This window comes from Amycolatopsis mediterranei, assembly GCF_026017845.1.
GTDB lineage: Bacteria > Actinomycetota > Actinomycetes > Mycobacteriales > Pseudonocardiaceae > Amycolatopsis > Amycolatopsis mediterranei.
The window spans coordinates 3,610,070-3,627,559 of sequence record NZ_CP100416.1; the positions used below are offsets into that span (position 1 = coordinate 3,610,070).

Genomic DNA, 17,490 nt, shown 5'->3' on the forward strand with positions numbered 1-17,490 from the left:
TCCCGGTTTCCCGCCGGGCGGCTCAGCGGCGTGGCCGCACGATGCGGGGTGCGGGCCGCGCGCCGGGTGGGCGCCTCGACCGCGGTGCCGGGCAGCGGCGCGCGCCGTCGGTTCGCGTCGTCCTCGCCTCCGGAGCCCGGAGTTCGCCCCGGACGGCCCTGATGAAGATGCGCCGCGTGGTCTCGGCCGGGGGCACGTTCAGGTCGCGTTGCAGGCGTCGCACGCACATCCGGTGCCAGCTGCGCACCTGGCCGAGCTCGCCGCGCCGGGCGTGCAGGACCATCAGCGTCTGGTACACCTCCTCCTGGTAGGGATCGATCTCCAGGATCCGGCGGCACGCGTCGACGGCCTCGGCGTGGTCGCCCCGCAGCAGCGCGTCGGCGCGCAGACAGGTCAGCGCGTGCAGCGCCCGGGTCCGGTAGTACGCCCGCTGTTCGTCGACCCAGTCGCCGTCCTCCCCGGCCAGGAAGTCGCCGGTGTACAGCCGGGCGGCCCGCCGGTAGCAGGCCGTGGCTTCGGCTCGCGCTCCCCGCGCCTCGGCGGCGTGCGCCGCGCGCAGGGCCCGGTCGAATTCGTCGATGTCCAGCCACAGGCCGGTGGCGTCGAGCTGGTAGCCGTGCTCGCGGCTGACGACTTCGACCGGCCGGAGGTCCGGTGCGCCGCCGGCGGCCCGCTCGAGCGTCCGGCGGAGGCCGTGCACCGCCACCTTCAGTGAACTCGACGATCGCGACCACGCCCCACCCGGCCACAACGTCTCGAACAGCTTCTCCCGCCGGATGATCCGGCCGCGGTTGAGCAGCAAGTACTGGAAGAGCTGCCGCGCCTTGCCCGCGTGCCAGGACGTCACCGCGGCACTGCCCACGGATACCTCGAAAGCGCCGAAACACCGGACCACGACCGCGGTATCATTGTTCCGGCCACCCCGGGTTTCCGGCTCCGTATCGTCGTTTCGCATGCTGCCGTCCCCCCATCCGACCACGAAGAACCATTACCTCGATGCGCGATTCCACGCTAAGCGGCCGTTCCCCGCCGTTCAATGCCGGGCCCGCCAACGACGAACCGGTTCGCGACGATGGTCGACGGGTCGTGTCACGAACGTCGTAGCCCGCTTTCCGCTTCCGGCGGAGTCGCCGCTCGTTCACGGGCCGCAGAATCTTCGGTTGTTGCCGCATTCCGCCGAATACCCGGCCGAACGGAGGTGCCGATGACTTCGATGATGATTCCGAGTGGTTCGTTCCGATTTCCCGCAGCCCGGTCCGTGCCGGATCTGCTGCTGCGCAGGATGCGCCTCGCGTGGCGGGAGGCGCGGCCGGTGGTCCAGATCATTTTCCTGCTCCGCTTCGCCGCGGGTGCGGCACTGGGTGCGGCGGGCAGTGCGTACGGCGCGGTGAACCGGCCCGCGCTCCTGGAGGCCGCGCTCGGCTGGCTCGCCGCGACGTGGGCCGTCTACCTGCTGAACGGGATCGCGGACGTCGTCGAAGACCGCGCGAACGGCCAGGTGCGCCCCATCGCGCGGGGCGAGCTGTCCCGGCGGTCGGCGAGCACGATCGTCGGGGCGTTGTCGGTGGCCGCGCTCGTGTTCGCGGCGGCGGTGTCGACGACCCAGCTCCTGCTGACCGCGGCGATGCTCGGGGTCGGCTGGGCCTACTCGCTGGGGCCGTGGCCGCTCAAGGCCAACCTGGGCGGGTTCGTCGCGGCGGTGACCGCGCTGGGCATGCTCACCTACCTGGCCGGCTGGTCGGCGGCCGGCGGCGGGCGGGTGACCGAACCGGTGTTCCTCTTCGGCCTGATGATGTCCCTGTGGATGGGACTGGGCGGATCGACCAAGGACCTCGCCGACGCGAAAGGCGATCGGCTGGCCGGCCGGAAAACGCTGCCGGTGCTGCTCGGTGATGGCCCGGCCCGCGCGGTGATGGCCGTCGCGGCCGGTTCCGTCGGCAGCGTTTTCGCCGTTCTTTGCGCTGTCCGGGGGAGCGTGGTACTCCCCGCGGCTGTGGTCGTGCTCGCCGGATCGGCGGTGCTTTCCGGCACGGTGCTCACGTCGCTGAGCCGCGGTGCCCGATCCGCGCAACGCCGTCCTTATCGCGTGTTCATGGTGACCCAATACTGCGCGCACATCGCGTTGTTCGGCTGTCTTGGGCTGACTTCGCCGCTGTGAGAGAATCGCCGGCGTGGCCGATGAAGACGGGATGTTCCCCGCTGCCCTCCGGCGGGCGACCCTGCGGTCGTTCCACGATCACCTGCAGGCGGAGGGCAACCGCCTGGCCCAAGTCCCGGAGGCCGCCGCCCAGCTGCTGCGCCAGGCCGGGTCCGTGCTCGAAGACGTCGAGACCGCGATCGCCGGTACCCCGGCACCCCCGACCGAGGGCGAACGGCTCAGTGTCGAGATCGGGGCCAGCCGCGCCAGCCGGGGCGTACACCCGATCGAGTCGGCCCACGCCGCGGTGACGATGTACCGGGTCCTGCTCCCGGTGGTGCTGGAGCGGACCCGGCTGCGTGGTGAGCAGGATTCCACGCTGCTCACCGCCGCCGGCGCGCTGCAGGAGTCGATCATGCACCGCGTGGGGATCGGCGCGGTGTCCTACGCCAGCTTCCTGCTCGAGAAGGTGAACCACTCGCACCGCGACGAACGGCGCCGGATCGGCCGGGAGCTGCACGATCGCGCCGCCCATTCGGTCGGGGTGGCCCTGCAGGACCTCGAGCTCTACGACGTCTACGCCGACACGGATCCGCCACGGGCCCGTGCCCGGATCGGCACCGCCCGCACGGCGTTGCGCGAAGCGCTCGAGTCGATCCGGGGGCTGGCCAGGGAACTGCGGGAGTCCGCGGTCGAAGTCGGCGGCCTCGCGAAGGCCCTCGACGACTACGTGGCCACGCGGGTCCCGCCGTGCATCCGCACCACGGTGTCGGTGACCGGCGACGAATACCTGCCGGACGAGGTCTGCGAGGAGCTGTACATCGTGCTCCGCGAAGCCATCCGGAACGCCGTCCTGCATTCGGGCGCGAAGACGCTGGAGGTGAGCGTGACGGTGGCCGGCGCGGAGGCGCACGCGACCGTGCGGGACGACGGGCGCGGGTTCGACCTCGCCGCCGCGCTGGCCGCGCGCTCGGGTGTCGGGCTGTCGTCCATGCGGGAGCGGCTCGAACTCCTGGGCGGCACCTTCTCGATCACCGCCACCCCGGACGTCGGGACGGAGATCTCGATCGTGATCACCCACCTCGGAGCTCATCGATGACCGGCGCGGGTGAGGAGAAGGTCACCATCGTCGTCGCCGATGACCACACGCTGTTCCGCCAGGGGCTGCGCGAGCTGCTGTCCACGGACCCGGAGTTCGACGTCACCGGCGAAGCCGCCCACGGCGACGAGGTCATCACGCTGGTGCAGCGGCACCGGCCGAACGTCCTGCTGCTCGACGTGGAAATGCCCGGGCCCGGCGCGAAAGCGGTGATCGAGCGGGTCCGGCGGACGTCCCCCGACACGGCCGTGGTCATCCTGACCATGCACGACGCGCCCGCCCTCGTGCGCGACCTGCTGGACTACGGCGCGGCGGCGTACCTGGTGAAGAGCATCGCCCGCGACGAGCTCATCACCGCGATCCGGTCGGTGAGCCGCACCCGGGACAACGTGCTGCTGTCGATCCCGCGCGCGACGATGGAGTCGCTCGAACGCCAGCAGGAGCAGCGGACCCTGCTCTCCGATCGGGAGCTGGAAGTCCTCCGGCTGGTCGCCGCGGCGATGAGCAACGCCCAGATCGCCTCGCGCCTGTTCATCAGCGAGGGCACCGTGAAACGGCACCTCACCAACATCTACGGCAAGCTGGGGGCGGTGTCCCGCGTCGACGCGATCAAGAAGGCGGCCAAGGCCCGGCTCATCGAGGGCCTCGACCACTGACCCAGTGTCCACTGAGGACTCGCACGTAACCGTGACGTAGCCGTCGTCTGCGATTCTCCGAAGGTATCGGAAAACTTCGACTCCCCCGGAGGTTCGCATGGCAGCGATGTGGATCGACTCGGTGCCCCAGCCGTGTCCGCGCTGTGCGCGGTCGACGGTGCTGGCCACGTTGCGGTGGCGGCGGCAGTGGGTGCACGTGGGCACCTGGCGGCCCGAGTGCGAGCGAGCGGCCGCACCGGCGGTTCCGGGCGGCGCCCTCGCCGGCGCGCACCGGTGACCACGACAGCGGAAAATCCCCGGCCACCGCCAGGTGACCGGGGATTTTCGTGCGAGAGCTCAGGAAGTGAGCCGGAACCGGAACTTCCGGAACAGCTCCGTCTCGGCGCGGTCCCGCCCCCGCAACCGGAGGGCGTAGCTGATCAACGCGTGGTCCAGCATGTACAGCCGGTTCCCCTCGGCACGGCCGCCGTCGGACAGGTGGTCGACGACCCAGGCCACCGCCGAGCGGCCGCCGTACCGGGCCGACGGCGCGAAGAGCCGGTCCGCCTCCCCGATTTCGCCCAGCATGTTCAGCGCGTAGCTGAACGGATAAGGGCGGTTGGTGCGGTCCAGTTCGGTCCGGTCCAGGTCGGGGTAGGAGTTCACCAGGCGGTCCAGCCCCCGCTCGGTGAGCAGGTCCGGCCGGCCGGTCACCATGGCCGTCTCGATCATGTAGGGGTAGGCGATCCCGTTGCGGAAGAAGTTCGCGCCGGGATCGGCGTGCTCCCACTGCCCCAGCACGTCTTCCACGAAGGCGTCCAGGTCCGGCACCTCGGTGGCCAGGCGGCCCAGGTTCTGCAGCGCCACGAGGTAGTACAACGCCATGTGGGTCCGCTCCACCGGGTCGATGCGGCCCAGCAGCTCCTTCGCCTCCGCCAGCCGGTCCTTCCGGTAGGTCAGGTACTCGGCGCGACCGGACATCGCGATGGCGTTCAGCATGGTCAGCAGCGGGTAGATCTTCCCGAACGCTTCGGTCATCGGTTGCGGGAAGGCCGGCGGGAGGTTCACCTCGTCCGCGCGGTCGAGGTGGTCCAGGACCTCCTTCAGGTAGTCCCGGGGCCCGTCGGAGACGTACCCGTCGTAGCCCAGCAGCGAGAGCACCGACAGCAGCATGGATCCACCGCGTCCGCGGAAGAAGGGCGCGGGGATCCGCTCCAGGAGTTCCAGCGCCTCGCGGACGTGGTCGCGTTCGCCGGTGACCAGCCGGTCGGTCAGGCCCAGCTGGCCGAGGGCGAGGAACACCGCGGTACAAGCGGAAAGCCGCTCGTAGTCGCCGTGGCGGCCGCTGTTCTCGTCCTTGATCCGGTCGGGCCGGATCTGGTCGGTCGCGGCGAGGATTTCCGCCGGGAAGTCCATCCACTCGTTGACCAGCAGCTTGTGGTCGAGCCCCAGCTTGGCGAACGCGTCCATCAGGATGCTGCCCGCGGTGACGCGGTAGTAGGGGTTCTCCTCCGACCGCACGGCGTCCACAATGGACCCGACGGCCGAGCCGACGTCGACCCGGGAGAAGTCCGCGGCCGGGTTCGCCACGTTCAGGACCAGGTCCGCCAGCAGCCGGGAGAACAGCGTGTAGGAGTTGGCCGGCGGCACCTTGGCCGCCAGCAGGTCGAACGTGTGCCGGATCCGTTCGGCGGCGACGGGGTCGTAGCCGATGGGGTACTGGCCGAGCCCGATGCCGCGCACCATGCGGCTCCACGGCGTCGCGATCATCCGGGACTCGGTGGTGAGGTCGTCCAGCCCGGCCACCGGCAGGGCCGGCGATGCATTGGTCATGGGTCAGCCCTCCTCCTTCTGCCGGGCGTGCGGGAGCCCGGTGGTGTGCGGTGCGTTGACGGCCGGGCGGGTGCTCGGCCGCGGTGAGCGGGGGGCGTGCTGTCCGGACACCGCGCGACGGCGAGTGGTGCGGCCGGCGGACGTCGTTCGCCGGCGTGGCCGCTCCAGGTGGGCCAGCGGCGGCACCGGCACCCCCAGGAACTCCGTCCGTTCTCCGGTCAGCATCTGCAGCGCCCAGTTCAGCCACTTGACGCCCTCGCAGTAGATGGCCACCGGCCGGCGCTGCGCCTGGTAGGTGTCGGTCAGCGTGCCGTCCAGCTCGGACTGGAAGTGGAACGGCGGCATCGCCGTGAAGTGGGTGCCCATCATGAAGACGAACCGGATGATCCAGTAGGGATCCTTGAGCTGGCGGGATTCCGGGTCGTCCCGGTGCACGGCCGCCATCACGGCGGCGAAGTGGTCCTCCATCCCGCGCGGCGCGTCCGGGTCGACGGCTTCGCCGCGGGCCACCACATCCCGTACCCCGTAGGACTTCTGGTACGGGTTCCCCGCCACGAACCCGATGTCGACCCGGGGCGTCCGGCCCGAGCCGGTCCGGACCCGCAGGGTGAACTGCTCGTAGTGGATCTCGTCGTAGTGGCCGATGGAGTTGTGCCAGGGCTTGTTGTCGTACATCGCGTCGTCGCGGGTGTCCCGGCCTTCGCTCTTGAAGCCGATCGCCCGCGGGTCCAGGAACCGGATCCCGAGGGACTCCGCCGTGATCGCCGCCAGTGCCGCGTCGATCTCCTCGCGCGGAGCACCCGTCTCGATCAGCCACTGGGCGTGCAGCAGCGGGACGGTGTTCTCGACCTTGATGTTCTCGGTGTTCGTGTCCCCCATGACCAGGGAGTGGAACCGCGGTTCCAGGATCCGGAGGTACTCCGGGTGGGCGCGGAACCGGGCCAGCACCGCCGGCGCGTTGAGGTAGCTCACGCCGTCGATGACGATCCGTTCGGTGTCGAGCAGCTCCGGGGTGAAGGTGCGCGGCGCCGTGCGCCGGCACAGGTCCAGCCGGTCCTCGATCTTCCGGAAGTAGGAGACGTCCAGGGTCTCGCCCGGCGCCGGGACGCGGTTCACCGTGTGCACTTCCCGGTTCAGCACCCGGAAGATCTGCTCGTAGAGGCGGGCGACCACCGCCGGTGGTGGCGAGTTCCGCTCCACGAACCGGCTGACCTCCTCGCCCGGGACGTAGCTCATCTCGTAGATGACTTCCTTGCGGGTGGCCGGGCCGTCGGCGCGCAGGTGCGGCGGAACGGGGATGACCCGCTCCTGGATGTCGTAGACCTCGGGGAAGTACCGGCGCACGGGCTCCGGCAGGGCCTGCAGGTACTCCGCCTGCTTCCGGGCCTTGGCGAACGGCGGCAGCATCACGCCCCGGCCGTCCGGGTTCCAGCTGACCGTGGTCAGCGCTTCGCTCAGCACCTTGCGGACGGTGGTCCGGTCTTCGCCGTCCTTGCGCAGGAAGATCGTCATCGACTCGCTGCCGCCCTTGCCGAAGCCCAGGACGCGTTCCCCGATGCCGACGTAGGCGTTGACGGTCCCGCTGAGCACCCGCCGGCTCTGGGCGTAGCGCAGCACCTTCTCGTGCTCCACGGTCAGGGACAGGATGCAGTGGTCCTCGAACTCGTCCAGCGCCGCGTTGACGCCCCTCGTCCGGACCTCGGCGGGGGAGGAGACGGAGATGACGTCGGCGTGGTGCGGCCCGGCGTCGACGCCGTCGGCCTCCAGCGTCGACCCGAGCGCCAGGATCCGGCAGTTCCCGTTGAGGTGGACGCGCCGGCGCCCGGTGTCGAGAGCGCCGTCGAGGAAGACGCCGCGGGTGGCGGCCGCGATGTCCTTGGCCGACCACAGCGGGACGCCCGCCGGGGAGACGAGGGGGAGCTCGGGGTGGGTCAGCGAGGACACCAGGCGATCGAGCGCGGCCTCCAGGTCGAGGCCAGGGCCGATCTCCCGGGACAGGTCGTGGAGGGCCACGACGTCGGCCAGTGGCGCCGCGCCGGACGCCGCCAGGGCCGCCAGCCAGCCCACCGGGTCGCTTCCCTCGAGGTAGCAGTCGTTCTGCCGGAACAGCGCCGGCCGGTCGTGGCGCAGCGCCTGGAACAGGGCCTGCTGCCGCGGGATGGCCGTCTGGCCGCGGTCGGCGAGCCGGTCGAAGTGGACGACCACGACCTCGTGCTGCCCGGTGGTGGCGAGCTTCCGGTCGACCGCGCGGCCCGCCCGGTCGAGCACCCTGAGCTCGGTGTGCACCTGCCCCGGCCGGTCGCCGGTGAGCTCTTTCTTCAGCCGCGCCCGCAGCACCAGCTCGCCGTGGCCGGCGTCGATGTCCGCGCGGTGCCGGTAGGTGTGCTGGACGACCTCGAGCAGCTCGTAGAAGGCCGGTGCGGCGTCCCGCTCGGGGCGGAGCAGCTCGTCGGTGACGACGCGCCGCAGGGTCCGGTGGAGGTACTCCTCGCCGAACGGATGGCCCGACGTCACCCGGAAGAGGTCGCGGAGCGGCTCGAGGTGCTCGTCGGTCAGGCGGTCGCCCGAGTCGCGCAGCTTCGCCAGCTCGGCCAGCAGGACGTCGACCTGCTTCAGCACGCCGAGGACCGGGTCGGCCGTGCCGGTGTAGGCCGTCACCGGGACGGCCAGGCTGTTGTCGGTCAGCAGCTGCACGGACTTTTCCCCCGGTCCCAGCTCCACCACCAGCTCGGGGTGGAGGTCCGCCAGCGTCGCCGCGGTCTCCCGCGACGCCATGACTTCGTCGGTGATCGCCAGGATGCCGGTGCGGACCTCCTCGGCCGTGGTGAGCAGCCCCGCGCCGTGGTTCGAGACCACCGGGGTGTGCGGCGCGCGGAACTCGAGGCCCTTCGCGTCCAGGAAACGGCCGAGGGCTTCGCGCACGCCGCTCATCCGGCCGGAATGGGCCAGGAAGTTCGTCGGTTTCTTCAGCTCCTCCGCCCGCACTGCGGGGAACCGGCCGATGAACTCGTCGAAATCCGTCTTGACGCCGCGGCGGACGTACACATTCGTCTGCCGGTCCGAATAGAACTTGTGGATTTCGACATCGACCTTCGGGAATTCCCTCCCGATCTCGCAGAGGGTCACGGCGAGTTCTGCGGGGTCACCCTTCAGGGCGACGACGTGGAACGGTTCGGGGACCAGTTGCCGGCCGTGCAGCGATTCCGGGAGGTACGCGGCGACCTCGCGGGCGATCGGTTCGTCGGGAACCGCGCCTTCGGCGGCCACCAGCATCAGCGGCGTGAAAACCCGGGCGATCTCGACGCCGTCACCGACGGACAACGCCCCGCTCGCCACGGCCGACGTGATGATGCCGAAGCTTTCCCCGGTGTAGGCCACGAAGTGCAGGGGGATCCCGCTCTTCGCCGCCGTGTCCCGCAGGTGGGCCTCCAGCGCCACGCTGTGCGTCAGGATCGCCGCGCCGAGGAAAGCCTGCTGCGCCAGCCGTTCCGCCGGCAGGTTCTCCGGGATCAGCAAGAGCTGCTCCGGGCGGCCGGGGACGCCGTACGCCCGCGCGGCCTGGTCGTAGACCTCCCGGACCGCCGGGCTCCCGGAATCCAGGAGGTGACGGCCGAGGTTCTGGTACGCGGCGCGGCTGCCCAGGCCGGGGAAGACGCCGGCGACGGGGTGCGGGCCGGGCCCCGGCGCGCGCTTGCGCGCGGGGGGACTGGTGCGTCGGCCGAGCGGGTGCCCGGTCGAACGGGAACGGGAAGGAACCAATCTCATCGTCTCTCCCTGAGTTGTCCGGAGTTTGTCCTCGACGGGAAACGGGAACCTCGCGCTATCGCCGGTCGGCGTCGCGTGGTATCGAAAGTAGGAGCGCCGGACAGCGGGCTCAAGCGAATCAGTGCTGGTGGAGCCGATGAGACAGGCCGCACTGTTACCAAAGTCGTAGCGACGATGGCACTTCCGTGGGCGGTGCCCGTTCCGGCGTCCCGCCTACGCTGAGGTCATTCCCCACGAGGCGTGCACAGGAAAAATGGATGGAGGGTAGTCATGCCTATCGGGCTTCTCGCCTTGGCGCTGGGAGGCTTCGGCATCGGGCTCACCGAGTTCGGGATCGTGGGTCTGCTTCCCGAGGTGGCGGCGGACTTCGGGGTCACCGAGCCGGTGGCCGGGTACCTGGTCTCGGGTTACGCGCTCAGCGTCGCGTTCGGCGCCATCGCGCTGACCCTGGCGATCACCCGGTTCGACCGGAAGAAGGTGCTGCTCGGGCTGATGGTGCTGTTCATCGCGGGCAACCTGATTTCGGCGGTCGCACCGGTCTACTCGGTGATGCTGCTCGGCCGGATCGTCGCGGCCCTGTGCCACGGCGCGTTCTTCAGCGTCGGCGCGGTGGTCGCGGCGGAGATGGTCCCGGAGAACCGCAAGGCGAGCGCGATCGCGTTGATGTTCGGCGGCCTGACCGTGGCCAACGTGCTCGGCGTCCCGCTCGGCACCCTGCTCGGGCAGCAGCTCGGCTGGCGTTCGACGTTCTGGGCGATCACGGCCATCGGCGTCGTCACCCTGGCCGGCATCGGGGTGCTGGTTCCGCGGCCGGAGCCCGTCGGCCGGACCAGCCTGCGCGGCGAGCTCGGCGTGTTCCGCCGGCCCCAGGTCTGGATCTCGGCGGCGATCACCGTGCTGTCCTACGGCGGTATGTTCGGTGCGTTCACCTACATCGCCTACACGCTGACCGAGGTCAGCGGGTTCGCCGCCACCACGGTGCCCTGGCTGCTGGTGTTGTTCGGGGTCGGCATGTTCGCCGGCAACTTCCTCGGCGGCAAGGCGGCGGACCGGGCACTGGACAAGTCCCTGCTGGTGATCTTCGCCCTGCTCACGGCGGTGCTCGCGGTGTTCGCGCTGACCGCGCACAGCCAGGTCCTGACGATCATCTCGCTGTTCCTGATGGGCACCGTCGGCCTGGCGGCCGCGCCCGGCCTGCAGCTGCGGATCATGCGGTACGCCGACGACGCGCCGACGATGGCCTCCGGCGCCAACATCGCGGCCTTCAACATCGGCAACGCGCTCGGGGCGTGGCTCGGTGGCCTGGCCTTGGCCGCCGGACTCGGGTTCGTCTCGCCGCTGTGGGTCGGCGCCGCGGTCAACGTCGTGGGCCTGGCCGTCCTGGCCGCCGGGTCGGCGGCGGCGCGGCGGCGGCGCCCGGAGGTCGCGGGGACGTCGCAGAAGACTCCCCAGGCGGCCATCGGCTGACGCACTTTTCCTGGAGCCGGACGCCCGCTTCCGCACCGGAAGCGGGCGTCTCGGCGGTCAGCCCCCGCGAGCGCGGGCCGCCTTCCCGGACCCGGGGAAGACGGCCCGCCCACCGGCGGGAGCCGGGGTTCAGCCCCGGGCTGCGGCCACCGCGGCGGCGGCCGGCTGGTCGGCGGCCGGCGGCATCAGCTTCGGGTATTCCTTCTGGAACTTCTCGATCATCGTGGCGGACGGGACGATCCGGTTCGGGTTGCCCTGGCTCGTCGCCTGCTTCTCGCCCCAGGTGCCGGCGGCCTTGCGCTGGTCCGGGGTGCCGTGGCTGTGGTAGCAGTCGCCGATGGAGGCGTCCAGGTAGCTGACCTCCTGCTGGGTGCGGGCGTCCCAGGCGAAGCCCTTGGCGTGCGCGACGAAGTAGCCGCCGTAGGCGTCGGGGCCCATCTCGGAGGACTCGTTGCGCGGGTAGTTGTCGTGCGCGAAGTCGACCTGGTGGCCGTACTCGTGCCCGACCACCGACTCCACCGAGACGTCGTCGAACCCGAGGGCGTTGACCGTGTCGAGCAGGCCGTCACCGAGCGCCACGCGCTTGCCGCCGAGGCTGCCGGCCGGAGCGGAGAACGCGTTCAGGGTGATCAGCGGGTTGCGGCCGCCCTGCATGGCCGGCACTTCGTAGAGCACCTTGGTGGCGAGCGCGGCGGCGGCCTTCACCTTCGCCGGCGCGAGACCGAGGCTGAAGGTCTGCGCCATCTTCGCCTGGCTGCCGAGATCGGTGCCCTTCCAGGCGACGAGCTGGATGTTCCAGCTCTCGATGTCCCAGAAGCCGCGCAGCCTGGCGATCGTGTCGGTGGCGCGCGCGGTGTACTGGCCGTCGGTGCCGAAGACCTGCGGCGCCTTGTCGTTCGTGACGCCCTGGACGTAGAGCTGGCTGAGCCCCGACAGCGCGTCGAGCGCCTGGCCTTCGAGCGGGGTGAGCTGGGACGCGAGCTTGTTCGCATACGTCAGCAGCGCACCTTCGGTGCAGCCCGGGATCGGGCCCTGCGCGGCCCGGCTCCGCGGACCGATGCGCGGAACGGGCGAGTCGATGAGCCGGTCGACGCCGCGCAGCGCGTCGGCGGGCAGGCCGTTGTAGAGGTCGATGACGTCCTGGTACAGCTGAGCGACGTCCTGCTCGACGGTGGACGGCGTGTCCGCGGCCGCCGGAACGGCCGTGGCGAGCGCGAGCGCCGCGGCGGTACCCGCGGCCGCAAGAGTCTTGCCGAGGAATCTGGTCCGGTTGCGCAAGGTGGGTTCCCCTCTTCGGTTCCGGTTCAAGATCACGAAGCACCGCCACACTAGGGCGGTGATTGACGGTGAAACCGGAGCCGGACCAAGACCCCCGAAATGGCCCACGACTTTCGGCGGGTTTTCGCCGTGCGGGCATCGGCCGAAAGTACTAGAAGCCGCCGCGGCGAAGCCGGGTGCGCAGGATGGCGAGGTTCCCGCCCGCCCCTTGGCCGGTGTCAGTCCGGGAACCCGGTCACCGGCAGCACGAGCCGGAAGCAGGCGCCTTCCCCGAGCGTGGTCTCGAGTTCGACGTCGCCGCCGTGGGCGCGGGCCAGGGAACGGGCGATGGCGAGGCCCAGACCGGCGTCGGCACCGGGCGTGCGCGTCCGGGAGCGGTCGGCCCGGTAGAAGCGGTTGAAGACGCGGCCCGCCTGCTCGGCCGTCATTCCCGGACCCTCGTCGGCCACCTCGAGCACCGCGCGGCCGTCCGCCGTTCCGACCCCGATGCGCACGCGCGTGCCCGATGGCGTGTGGGCGGCGGCGTTGCCCACCAGGTTGGTGACGACCTGCCGCAGCCGGGCCTCGTCGGCGTCCACCGGCGCCGGGCCGGGCGGGCCGGTACCGCCCGGCCCGGTCAGGGAAACGGTGCGGGTGGGGTCGAGGGTGCGCAGGTCGTGCCGGGCGTCGCCGGCGAGGGTGCGCAGGTCCATCGGAGCCCGGTCGAGCTGCTCTTCGGGTGCCTCGTCGAGCTGGGCGAGCAGCAGCAGGTCCTCGGTCAGCGCGGTGAGCCGGGTGGCTTCGCGATCGATGCGGCGCATCGTTTCGTCCACATCGGACGGTCCGGCCAGTGCGCCCATCCGGTAGAGCTCCGCGGAACCCTTGATGCCGAACAGCGGGGTGCGCAGTTCGTGGCTGACGTCCGAAACGAACGTGCGCATCCGCGCTTCGGAGGCGGCCCGGTCGGCGAAGGCCCGTTCGAGCTGGCCGAGCATGGTGTTGAGCGACCCCGCCAGGTGCCCGATCTCCGTGCCGGGCGGCGCGAGGTCCGGGACGCGCCGGGTGAGGTCGCCGCCGGCGATCGCCGCGGCCGTGTGCTCGATCCGGCGCAGCGGCCGCAGGCCCCGGCCGAGGGCGAGCCAGCCGGCCGCGGTCAGCACGACGAGCAGCGCGGCACCGGTGACCAGGCTGCTCGTCCGCAGCTGGGCGATCGTGGCGTCGGCTTCGGCGAGCGGCGCGGCCGAAACGACCGTCCCGCCCCAGCGGACGGCGGGCCGCGCCAGTGCCCGCCAGCGCTGCGACCCGTCGCTGGCGTCGAGGTCGACGGCCGTCCCGTCGGCCGGGACCGTGCGCAGCGCGTCGAGCGGCGGCAGCGCCGCCCCGTCCACCCGCGACGAGTGGAGGCCGCCCGCCACCGCGCCGCTCGCGTCGAGGTACACGACGTATGGAGTGCCGAACAGGTCGAGCGCGGGATCGACGAGATCGGGCCGCACGGCCGGGCTCGCGGCCGGCGGCGGCCCCGCCGCCAGGGAGATGAGCTCGGTCATCGAGCGCAGCTGGCCGTCGAGGCGGTCGAGCTGGAAGCGCTCCAGCTGCCCGGAAACCAGCGCGCCGATCAGGGTCAGGCCGGCGAGCAGCAGGCCCGCGGTGAGCAGCAGCAGCCGGGCCCGCAGGGAAAGCCGCCTCATCCGCGGGGCTCCCGCAGCACGTAGCCCACGCCGTGCACGGTGTGGATGAGCTTCGGCTCCGCGGTGTCGACCTTGCGCCGGAGGTAGGAGATGTAGGTGTCGACGATGCCGGCGTCCCCGCCGAAGTCGTCGCGCCACACCCGGTCGAGGATCTGCCCCTTCGACACCACCCGCCCGGCGTTCTCCATCAGGTAGCGCAGCAACCGGAACTCCGTGGCGGACAAGCGGATCGCCTGCCCCGCACGCGTCACCTGGTGGCCCTCGGCGTCGAGCGCGAGCGGGCCTGCCGTGAGCACGCCCGCCGGCCGGCCCGCGGTCCGGCGGAGGATCGCGCGGATCCGCGCGATCAGCTCCGCCAGGTCGAAGGGCTTCGTCACGTAGTCGTCGGCGCCGAGGGACAGGCCGGTGACCTTGTCGGACTGGCGGTCCCGCGCGGTCAGGAACAGGACGGGCACCGGCGCGCCGTGGCCGGGGTGCCGCTCGCGCAGCCGCCGGACCACCTCGAAGCCGTCCATGTCCGGCAGCATGACGTCCAGCAGCACCAGGTCGGGCGGCTCCGCGGTGGCCGCGGCGACGGCCTCCCGCGCGGTGGCCGCCGACGTCACCCGGAAGCCGGCGAACCGCAGCGCGGCGGAGAGCAGCTCGCGGACGGTGGCTTCGTCGTCCACCACCAGCAGCCGGGACGTCATCGCTTCCATACCCGCGAGGATACGGAGAACCCGTCGGCGAGCAGGGAGCCCGCGAAGCCGGCCACCGCGCCGCCCGCGAGCCCGGCCACCACGGCGAGCAGCGGATTCGCCGTCACCTGCGCGGCGAAGACGGGCAGTGCCAAACCGAACACGCCGACGGTGACGTCGACGGAGATCCGCGACAGCAGCGTCACGACGGCGAGCACGGCACCGGCCGCCGGCGCGAACCACGCGGCGGCGGCCGCGGCCCGGCGCAGGGGTCCGCCGGGCCGGCGACGCCCGGCCGCGAACGCGACGGGCCAGCCCAGCAGCACCACGGCCGACAGCCCGAGCAGCGGGCCACCCGTCGGGACGGGCGCAGCGGGCAGCGCGCACGAGAACACGCCGGAGGAGCTGATCGTCCACGGCACGCCGAGGCCCAGCAGCACGGCTCCGCACACCAGCTGGGGGAGAGCGAGCAGGACAACCCCGGCGGCCGCGGCGCCGCCGAACGTCCAGGCCGCGGCCACGCCCAGCACGGCGAGCCCGGCCGCGGGCCACCGCGCGGCACGCAAACCCGTTGCCACGGCGGGAAATCGCGTGGCGAGCCAGCAGACTCCGACGACCACGAGCGCCCCGGCCACGGCCCCCACCACCGCCGGCCCCACGGCCACGGAGAAACCGGCGTCGAACCGGCCGGAACCGGGCAGGCGCGCGGGACCGGCCGCTCGTCCGCAGCCGCCGGCACCACCCGCCGTGACGCCGTCCGGCATCCTCAGCGTTCCTCGTGCCAGCAAGGCGCTCACGGCGAGTCCCGCCGACAGGGCCACCGCCGCGACGGCACCGCGGACGAGCACCCCGGCTTCGCGGCGCCACAGCAGCAACGCCCCCAGCACCACCGCGCCCGCCAGGGAAACCCCCAGCGGCATCACCTCGAGGCCGCCTCGCACGGCCAACGGAAGGCCACCCGACGGGGCCGCGACGACGTCCGCCGAGCCGCCCGCGGCCAGCGCGACGGCCGCGGCGGTCAACGCGCCGAGCCCTCCGGCGCGGCCGGCGCCCAGGAGCGCCAGCCCGGCCGTGGCGACCCCCGCCATCGCGAGCAGCGCGGCCGCGGCCGCCAGCAGGCCCCGCCCCACCTCCCGCATCACACGTCCCGGCGCCGGAAGACCACGAACGCCACGGCCAGCACGGCGGCGACCCCGGCGCACATCCCGGCCAGGTTCAGCCACGGGTGCGGGAAGTCCGGATCGGGCACCGTCTTGAAGACCGCGGCCGCCCCGAGCGTCGGCCAGTAGTAGAGCAGGCCGTGCAGCCAGGCCGGGAAGAGCCCCGCGAAGCCGGGGACCAGGAAGACGATCCCGACCAGGGTGGCGAGCGCGCCCGCCGTCGCCCGCATGATCGTGCCCAGCCCGACCGCGAGCAGCGCGATCGCCGCGAGGTAGAGCCCGCCGCCGGCCACGGCGGAGAGCACGCCGGCATCGCCGATCCGCGCGTGCGGCACGCCGTGGACGGCGAGGACGGCCTGGCCGAGGAAGAAGGCGGTGAACATCAGCACCTGGCCCGCCACCACGGCGACCGCGACCGCCACGACCACCTTGGCCGCCAGCAGCCGGTGCCGCCGGGGTGTCGCGGTCAGGGACGTCCGGATCAGGCCGGTCGCGTGCTCGGAGGTGACGACGAGGATGCCGAGCACCCCGATGATGAGCTGCGCGACGATGTACGACGTCAGGCTGCGGCCGGTCGGATCCCAGGGTTCGTCGCCGGGGTACTGCTTCGCGGTGGCGTTCATGACGAGGGCGGTGATGCCGAGCCCGACCGCGTACAGGCACGCCAGGGTGTACCAGGTGGAGCGCAGGCTGCGTACTTTGATCCACTCCGCGCGGACGGAACGGGTGAAGGACACGCTCATGCGATCGCCCCCTGGTAGTCGGTGCGGTCCTTGGTCAGTTCCATGAAGGCGTCCTCCAACGAGACGCGCTGCGGCGTGAGCTCGGCGAGCGCGACGCCGTGGTAGGCCGCGACTTTGCCGATCTCCGCGCTCGTCATGCCGGACACGACGAGCGACGCCTCGGTCCCCTCCCGCACGGCGGCCCCGGCGGTCGTCAGCAGCCGCGCGAAGCCCGGCTCGGCGGTGCGGACGAGCACGGTGCCTTCGCCACGCACGAGCTCGCTCACCGTGGTGTCGGCGACGAGCCGCCCCCGGCCGATGACGACGAGGTGATCGGCGGTCTGCGCCATCTCGCTCATCAGGTGGCTGGACACCAGCACCGCCCGGCCCTCGCCGGCGAGTGAGCGCATGAAGTCCCGGATCCAGCGGATCCCTTCCGGGTCGAGACCGTTCACCGGCTCGTCGAAGATCAGCACCCGCGGGTCGCCGAGCAACGCCGCGGCGAGGCCGAGCCGCTGCCGCATCCCGAGCGAGAACCCACCCGCCCGCTTCCCGGCCACAGCGTCCAGCCCGGTCCGGCCGAGCACCTCGCCGACCCGGCGGCGGGGAAGGCCGTTGCTCACCGCGAGGGCCAGCAGGTGGTCGCGGGCCTTCCGGCCACCGTGGACGGCACCGGCGTCGAGCAACGCGCCCACCTCGGTGAGCGGCACGGCGAGGTCCCGGTACCGGCGCCCGCCGATGGTGACCGAGCCCCGCGTGGGCGCGGCCAGGCCCACGATCATCTTCATGGTCGTGGACTTGCCGGCGCCGTTGGGCCCGAGGAACCCGGTCACCTGCCCGGGGTGGACGGTGAACGACAGGTCGTCCACCACGGTGTCAGGCCCGTACCGCTTGGTCAGGCCCCGGATTTCGATCGTCATGCCGGCGAGCGTGGCGCCCGCGCCTGGCCGGATCCTGGGAGGTGGTGGGAAAACCCTGAGAATCCGGCCGTCAGGGGCGGTACCGGCCGGGGAGCACCCCGGAAATCGCAACCGGATCGCCGGGCAGGCC

General features: G+C 72.1%; 14 protein-coding genes. 5 read left to right on the forward strand and 9 right to left on the reverse strand.

Going from position 1 to position 17,490, the window contains the following annotated elements; translation table 11 throughout:
- Positions 1-22: 22 nt before the first annotated feature.
- Positions 23-847: an AfsR/SARP family transcriptional regulator gene (locus tag ISP_RS17055; RefSeq protein ID WP_235190565.1), complete on the reverse strand. Its 825-nt coding sequence runs from the start codon at positions 845-847 to the stop codon at positions 23-25.
- A gap of 411 nt (positions 848-1,258) precedes the next feature.
- Between ISP_RS17055 and ISP_RS17060 the strand changes: the two genes are divergently transcribed.
- The 4 genes from ISP_RS17060 (at position 1,259) to ISP_RS17075 (ending at position 4,169) form a co-directional block, all read left to right on the forward strand.
- Positions 1,259-2,158, forward strand: coding sequence for a UbiA family prenyltransferase (locus ISP_RS17060; protein ID WP_013225014.1), 900 nt, complete (start codon positions 1,259-1,261; stop codon positions 2,156-2,158).
- A 13-nt stretch (positions 2,159-2,171) separates the two neighbouring features.
- Positions 2,172-3,236, forward strand: coding sequence for a sensor histidine kinase (locus ISP_RS17065; RefSeq protein ID WP_013225015.1), 1,065 nt, complete (start codon positions 2,172-2,174; stop codon positions 3,234-3,236).
- Positions 3,233-3,892, forward strand: coding sequence for a response regulator (locus ISP_RS17070; RefSeq protein ID WP_013225016.1), 660 nt, complete (start codon positions 3,233-3,235; stop codon positions 3,890-3,892). The genes ISP_RS17065 and ISP_RS17070 overlap by 4 nt, the downstream gene beginning before the upstream one ends.
- A gap of 97 nt (positions 3,893-3,989) precedes the next feature.
- Positions 3,990-4,169: a hypothetical protein gene (locus ISP_RS17075; protein WP_069775509.1), complete on the forward strand. Its 180-nt coding sequence runs from the start codon at positions 3,990-3,992 to the stop codon at positions 4,167-4,169.
- Between the two features lie 59 nt (positions 4,170-4,228).
- Here the strand turns inward: ISP_RS17075 and ISP_RS17080 are convergent, their stop codons facing one another.
- Positions 4,229-5,704, reverse strand: coding sequence for a hypothetical protein (locus ISP_RS17080; RefSeq protein ID WP_013225017.1), 1,476 nt, complete (start codon positions 5,702-5,704; stop codon positions 4,229-4,231).
- A gap of 3 nt (positions 5,705-5,707) precedes the next feature.
- Positions 5,708-9,469 carry an ACP S-malonyltransferase gene (locus ISP_RS17085; protein WP_013225018.1) on the reverse strand — a complete coding sequence of 1,254 codons (3,762 nt, stop codon included), beginning with the start codon at positions 9,467-9,469 and terminating at the stop codon, positions 5,708-5,710.
- Positions 9,470-9,739: 270 nt separating this feature from the next.
- Between ISP_RS17085 and ISP_RS17090 the strand changes: the two genes are divergently transcribed.
- A complete protein-coding gene (locus ISP_RS17090) occupies positions 9,740-10,936 on the forward strand; it encodes an MFS transporter (protein ID WP_013225019.1) in 1,197 nt (398 codons plus the stop codon).
- 129 nt (positions 10,937-11,065) lie between these two features.
- On the opposite strand, the gene ISP_RS17095 is transcribed toward ISP_RS17090, so the two are convergent.
- The 6 genes from ISP_RS17095 to ISP_RS17120 form a co-directional block, all read right to left on the reverse strand.
- Positions 11,066-12,214 (reverse strand): M48 family metalloprotease, encoded by a 1,149-nt coding sequence (locus tag ISP_RS17095; RefSeq protein ID WP_013225020.1) that lies wholly within the window; start codon positions 12,212-12,214, stop codon positions 11,066-11,068.
- 218 nt (positions 12,215-12,432) lie between these two features.
- A complete protein-coding gene (locus tag ISP_RS17100; protein ID WP_013225021.1) occupies positions 12,433-13,881 on the reverse strand; it encodes a sensor histidine kinase in 1,449 nt (482 codons plus the stop codon).
- Entirely contained in the window at positions 13,878-14,570 is a 693-nt protein-coding gene (locus ISP_RS17105) for a response regulator transcription factor (protein WP_013225022.1), read from the reverse strand. The genes ISP_RS17100 and ISP_RS17105 overlap by 4 nt, the downstream gene beginning before the upstream one ends.
- Entirely contained in the window at positions 14,567-15,697 is a 1,131-nt protein-coding gene (locus ISP_RS17110; RefSeq protein WP_013225023.1) for a streptophobe family protein, read from the reverse strand. Before ISP_RS17110 ends, ISP_RS17105 begins: the two co-directional genes overlap by 4 nt.
- Complete coding sequence (locus tag ISP_RS17115) at positions 15,697-16,461, reverse strand: ABC transporter permease (RefSeq protein WP_013225024.1); 765 nt, start codon at positions 16,459-16,461, stop codon at positions 15,697-15,699. The genes ISP_RS17110 and ISP_RS17115 overlap by 1 nt, the downstream gene beginning before the upstream one ends.
- The gene (locus tag ISP_RS17120) at positions 16,458-17,360 is read right to left on the reverse strand and encodes an ABC transporter ATP-binding protein (protein WP_013225025.1); all 903 of its coding nucleotides are present in this window, start codon (positions 17,358-17,360) and stop codon (positions 16,458-16,460) included. The genes ISP_RS17115 and ISP_RS17120 overlap by 4 nt, the downstream gene beginning before the upstream one ends.
- Positions 17,361-17,490 lie beyond the last annotated feature (130 nt).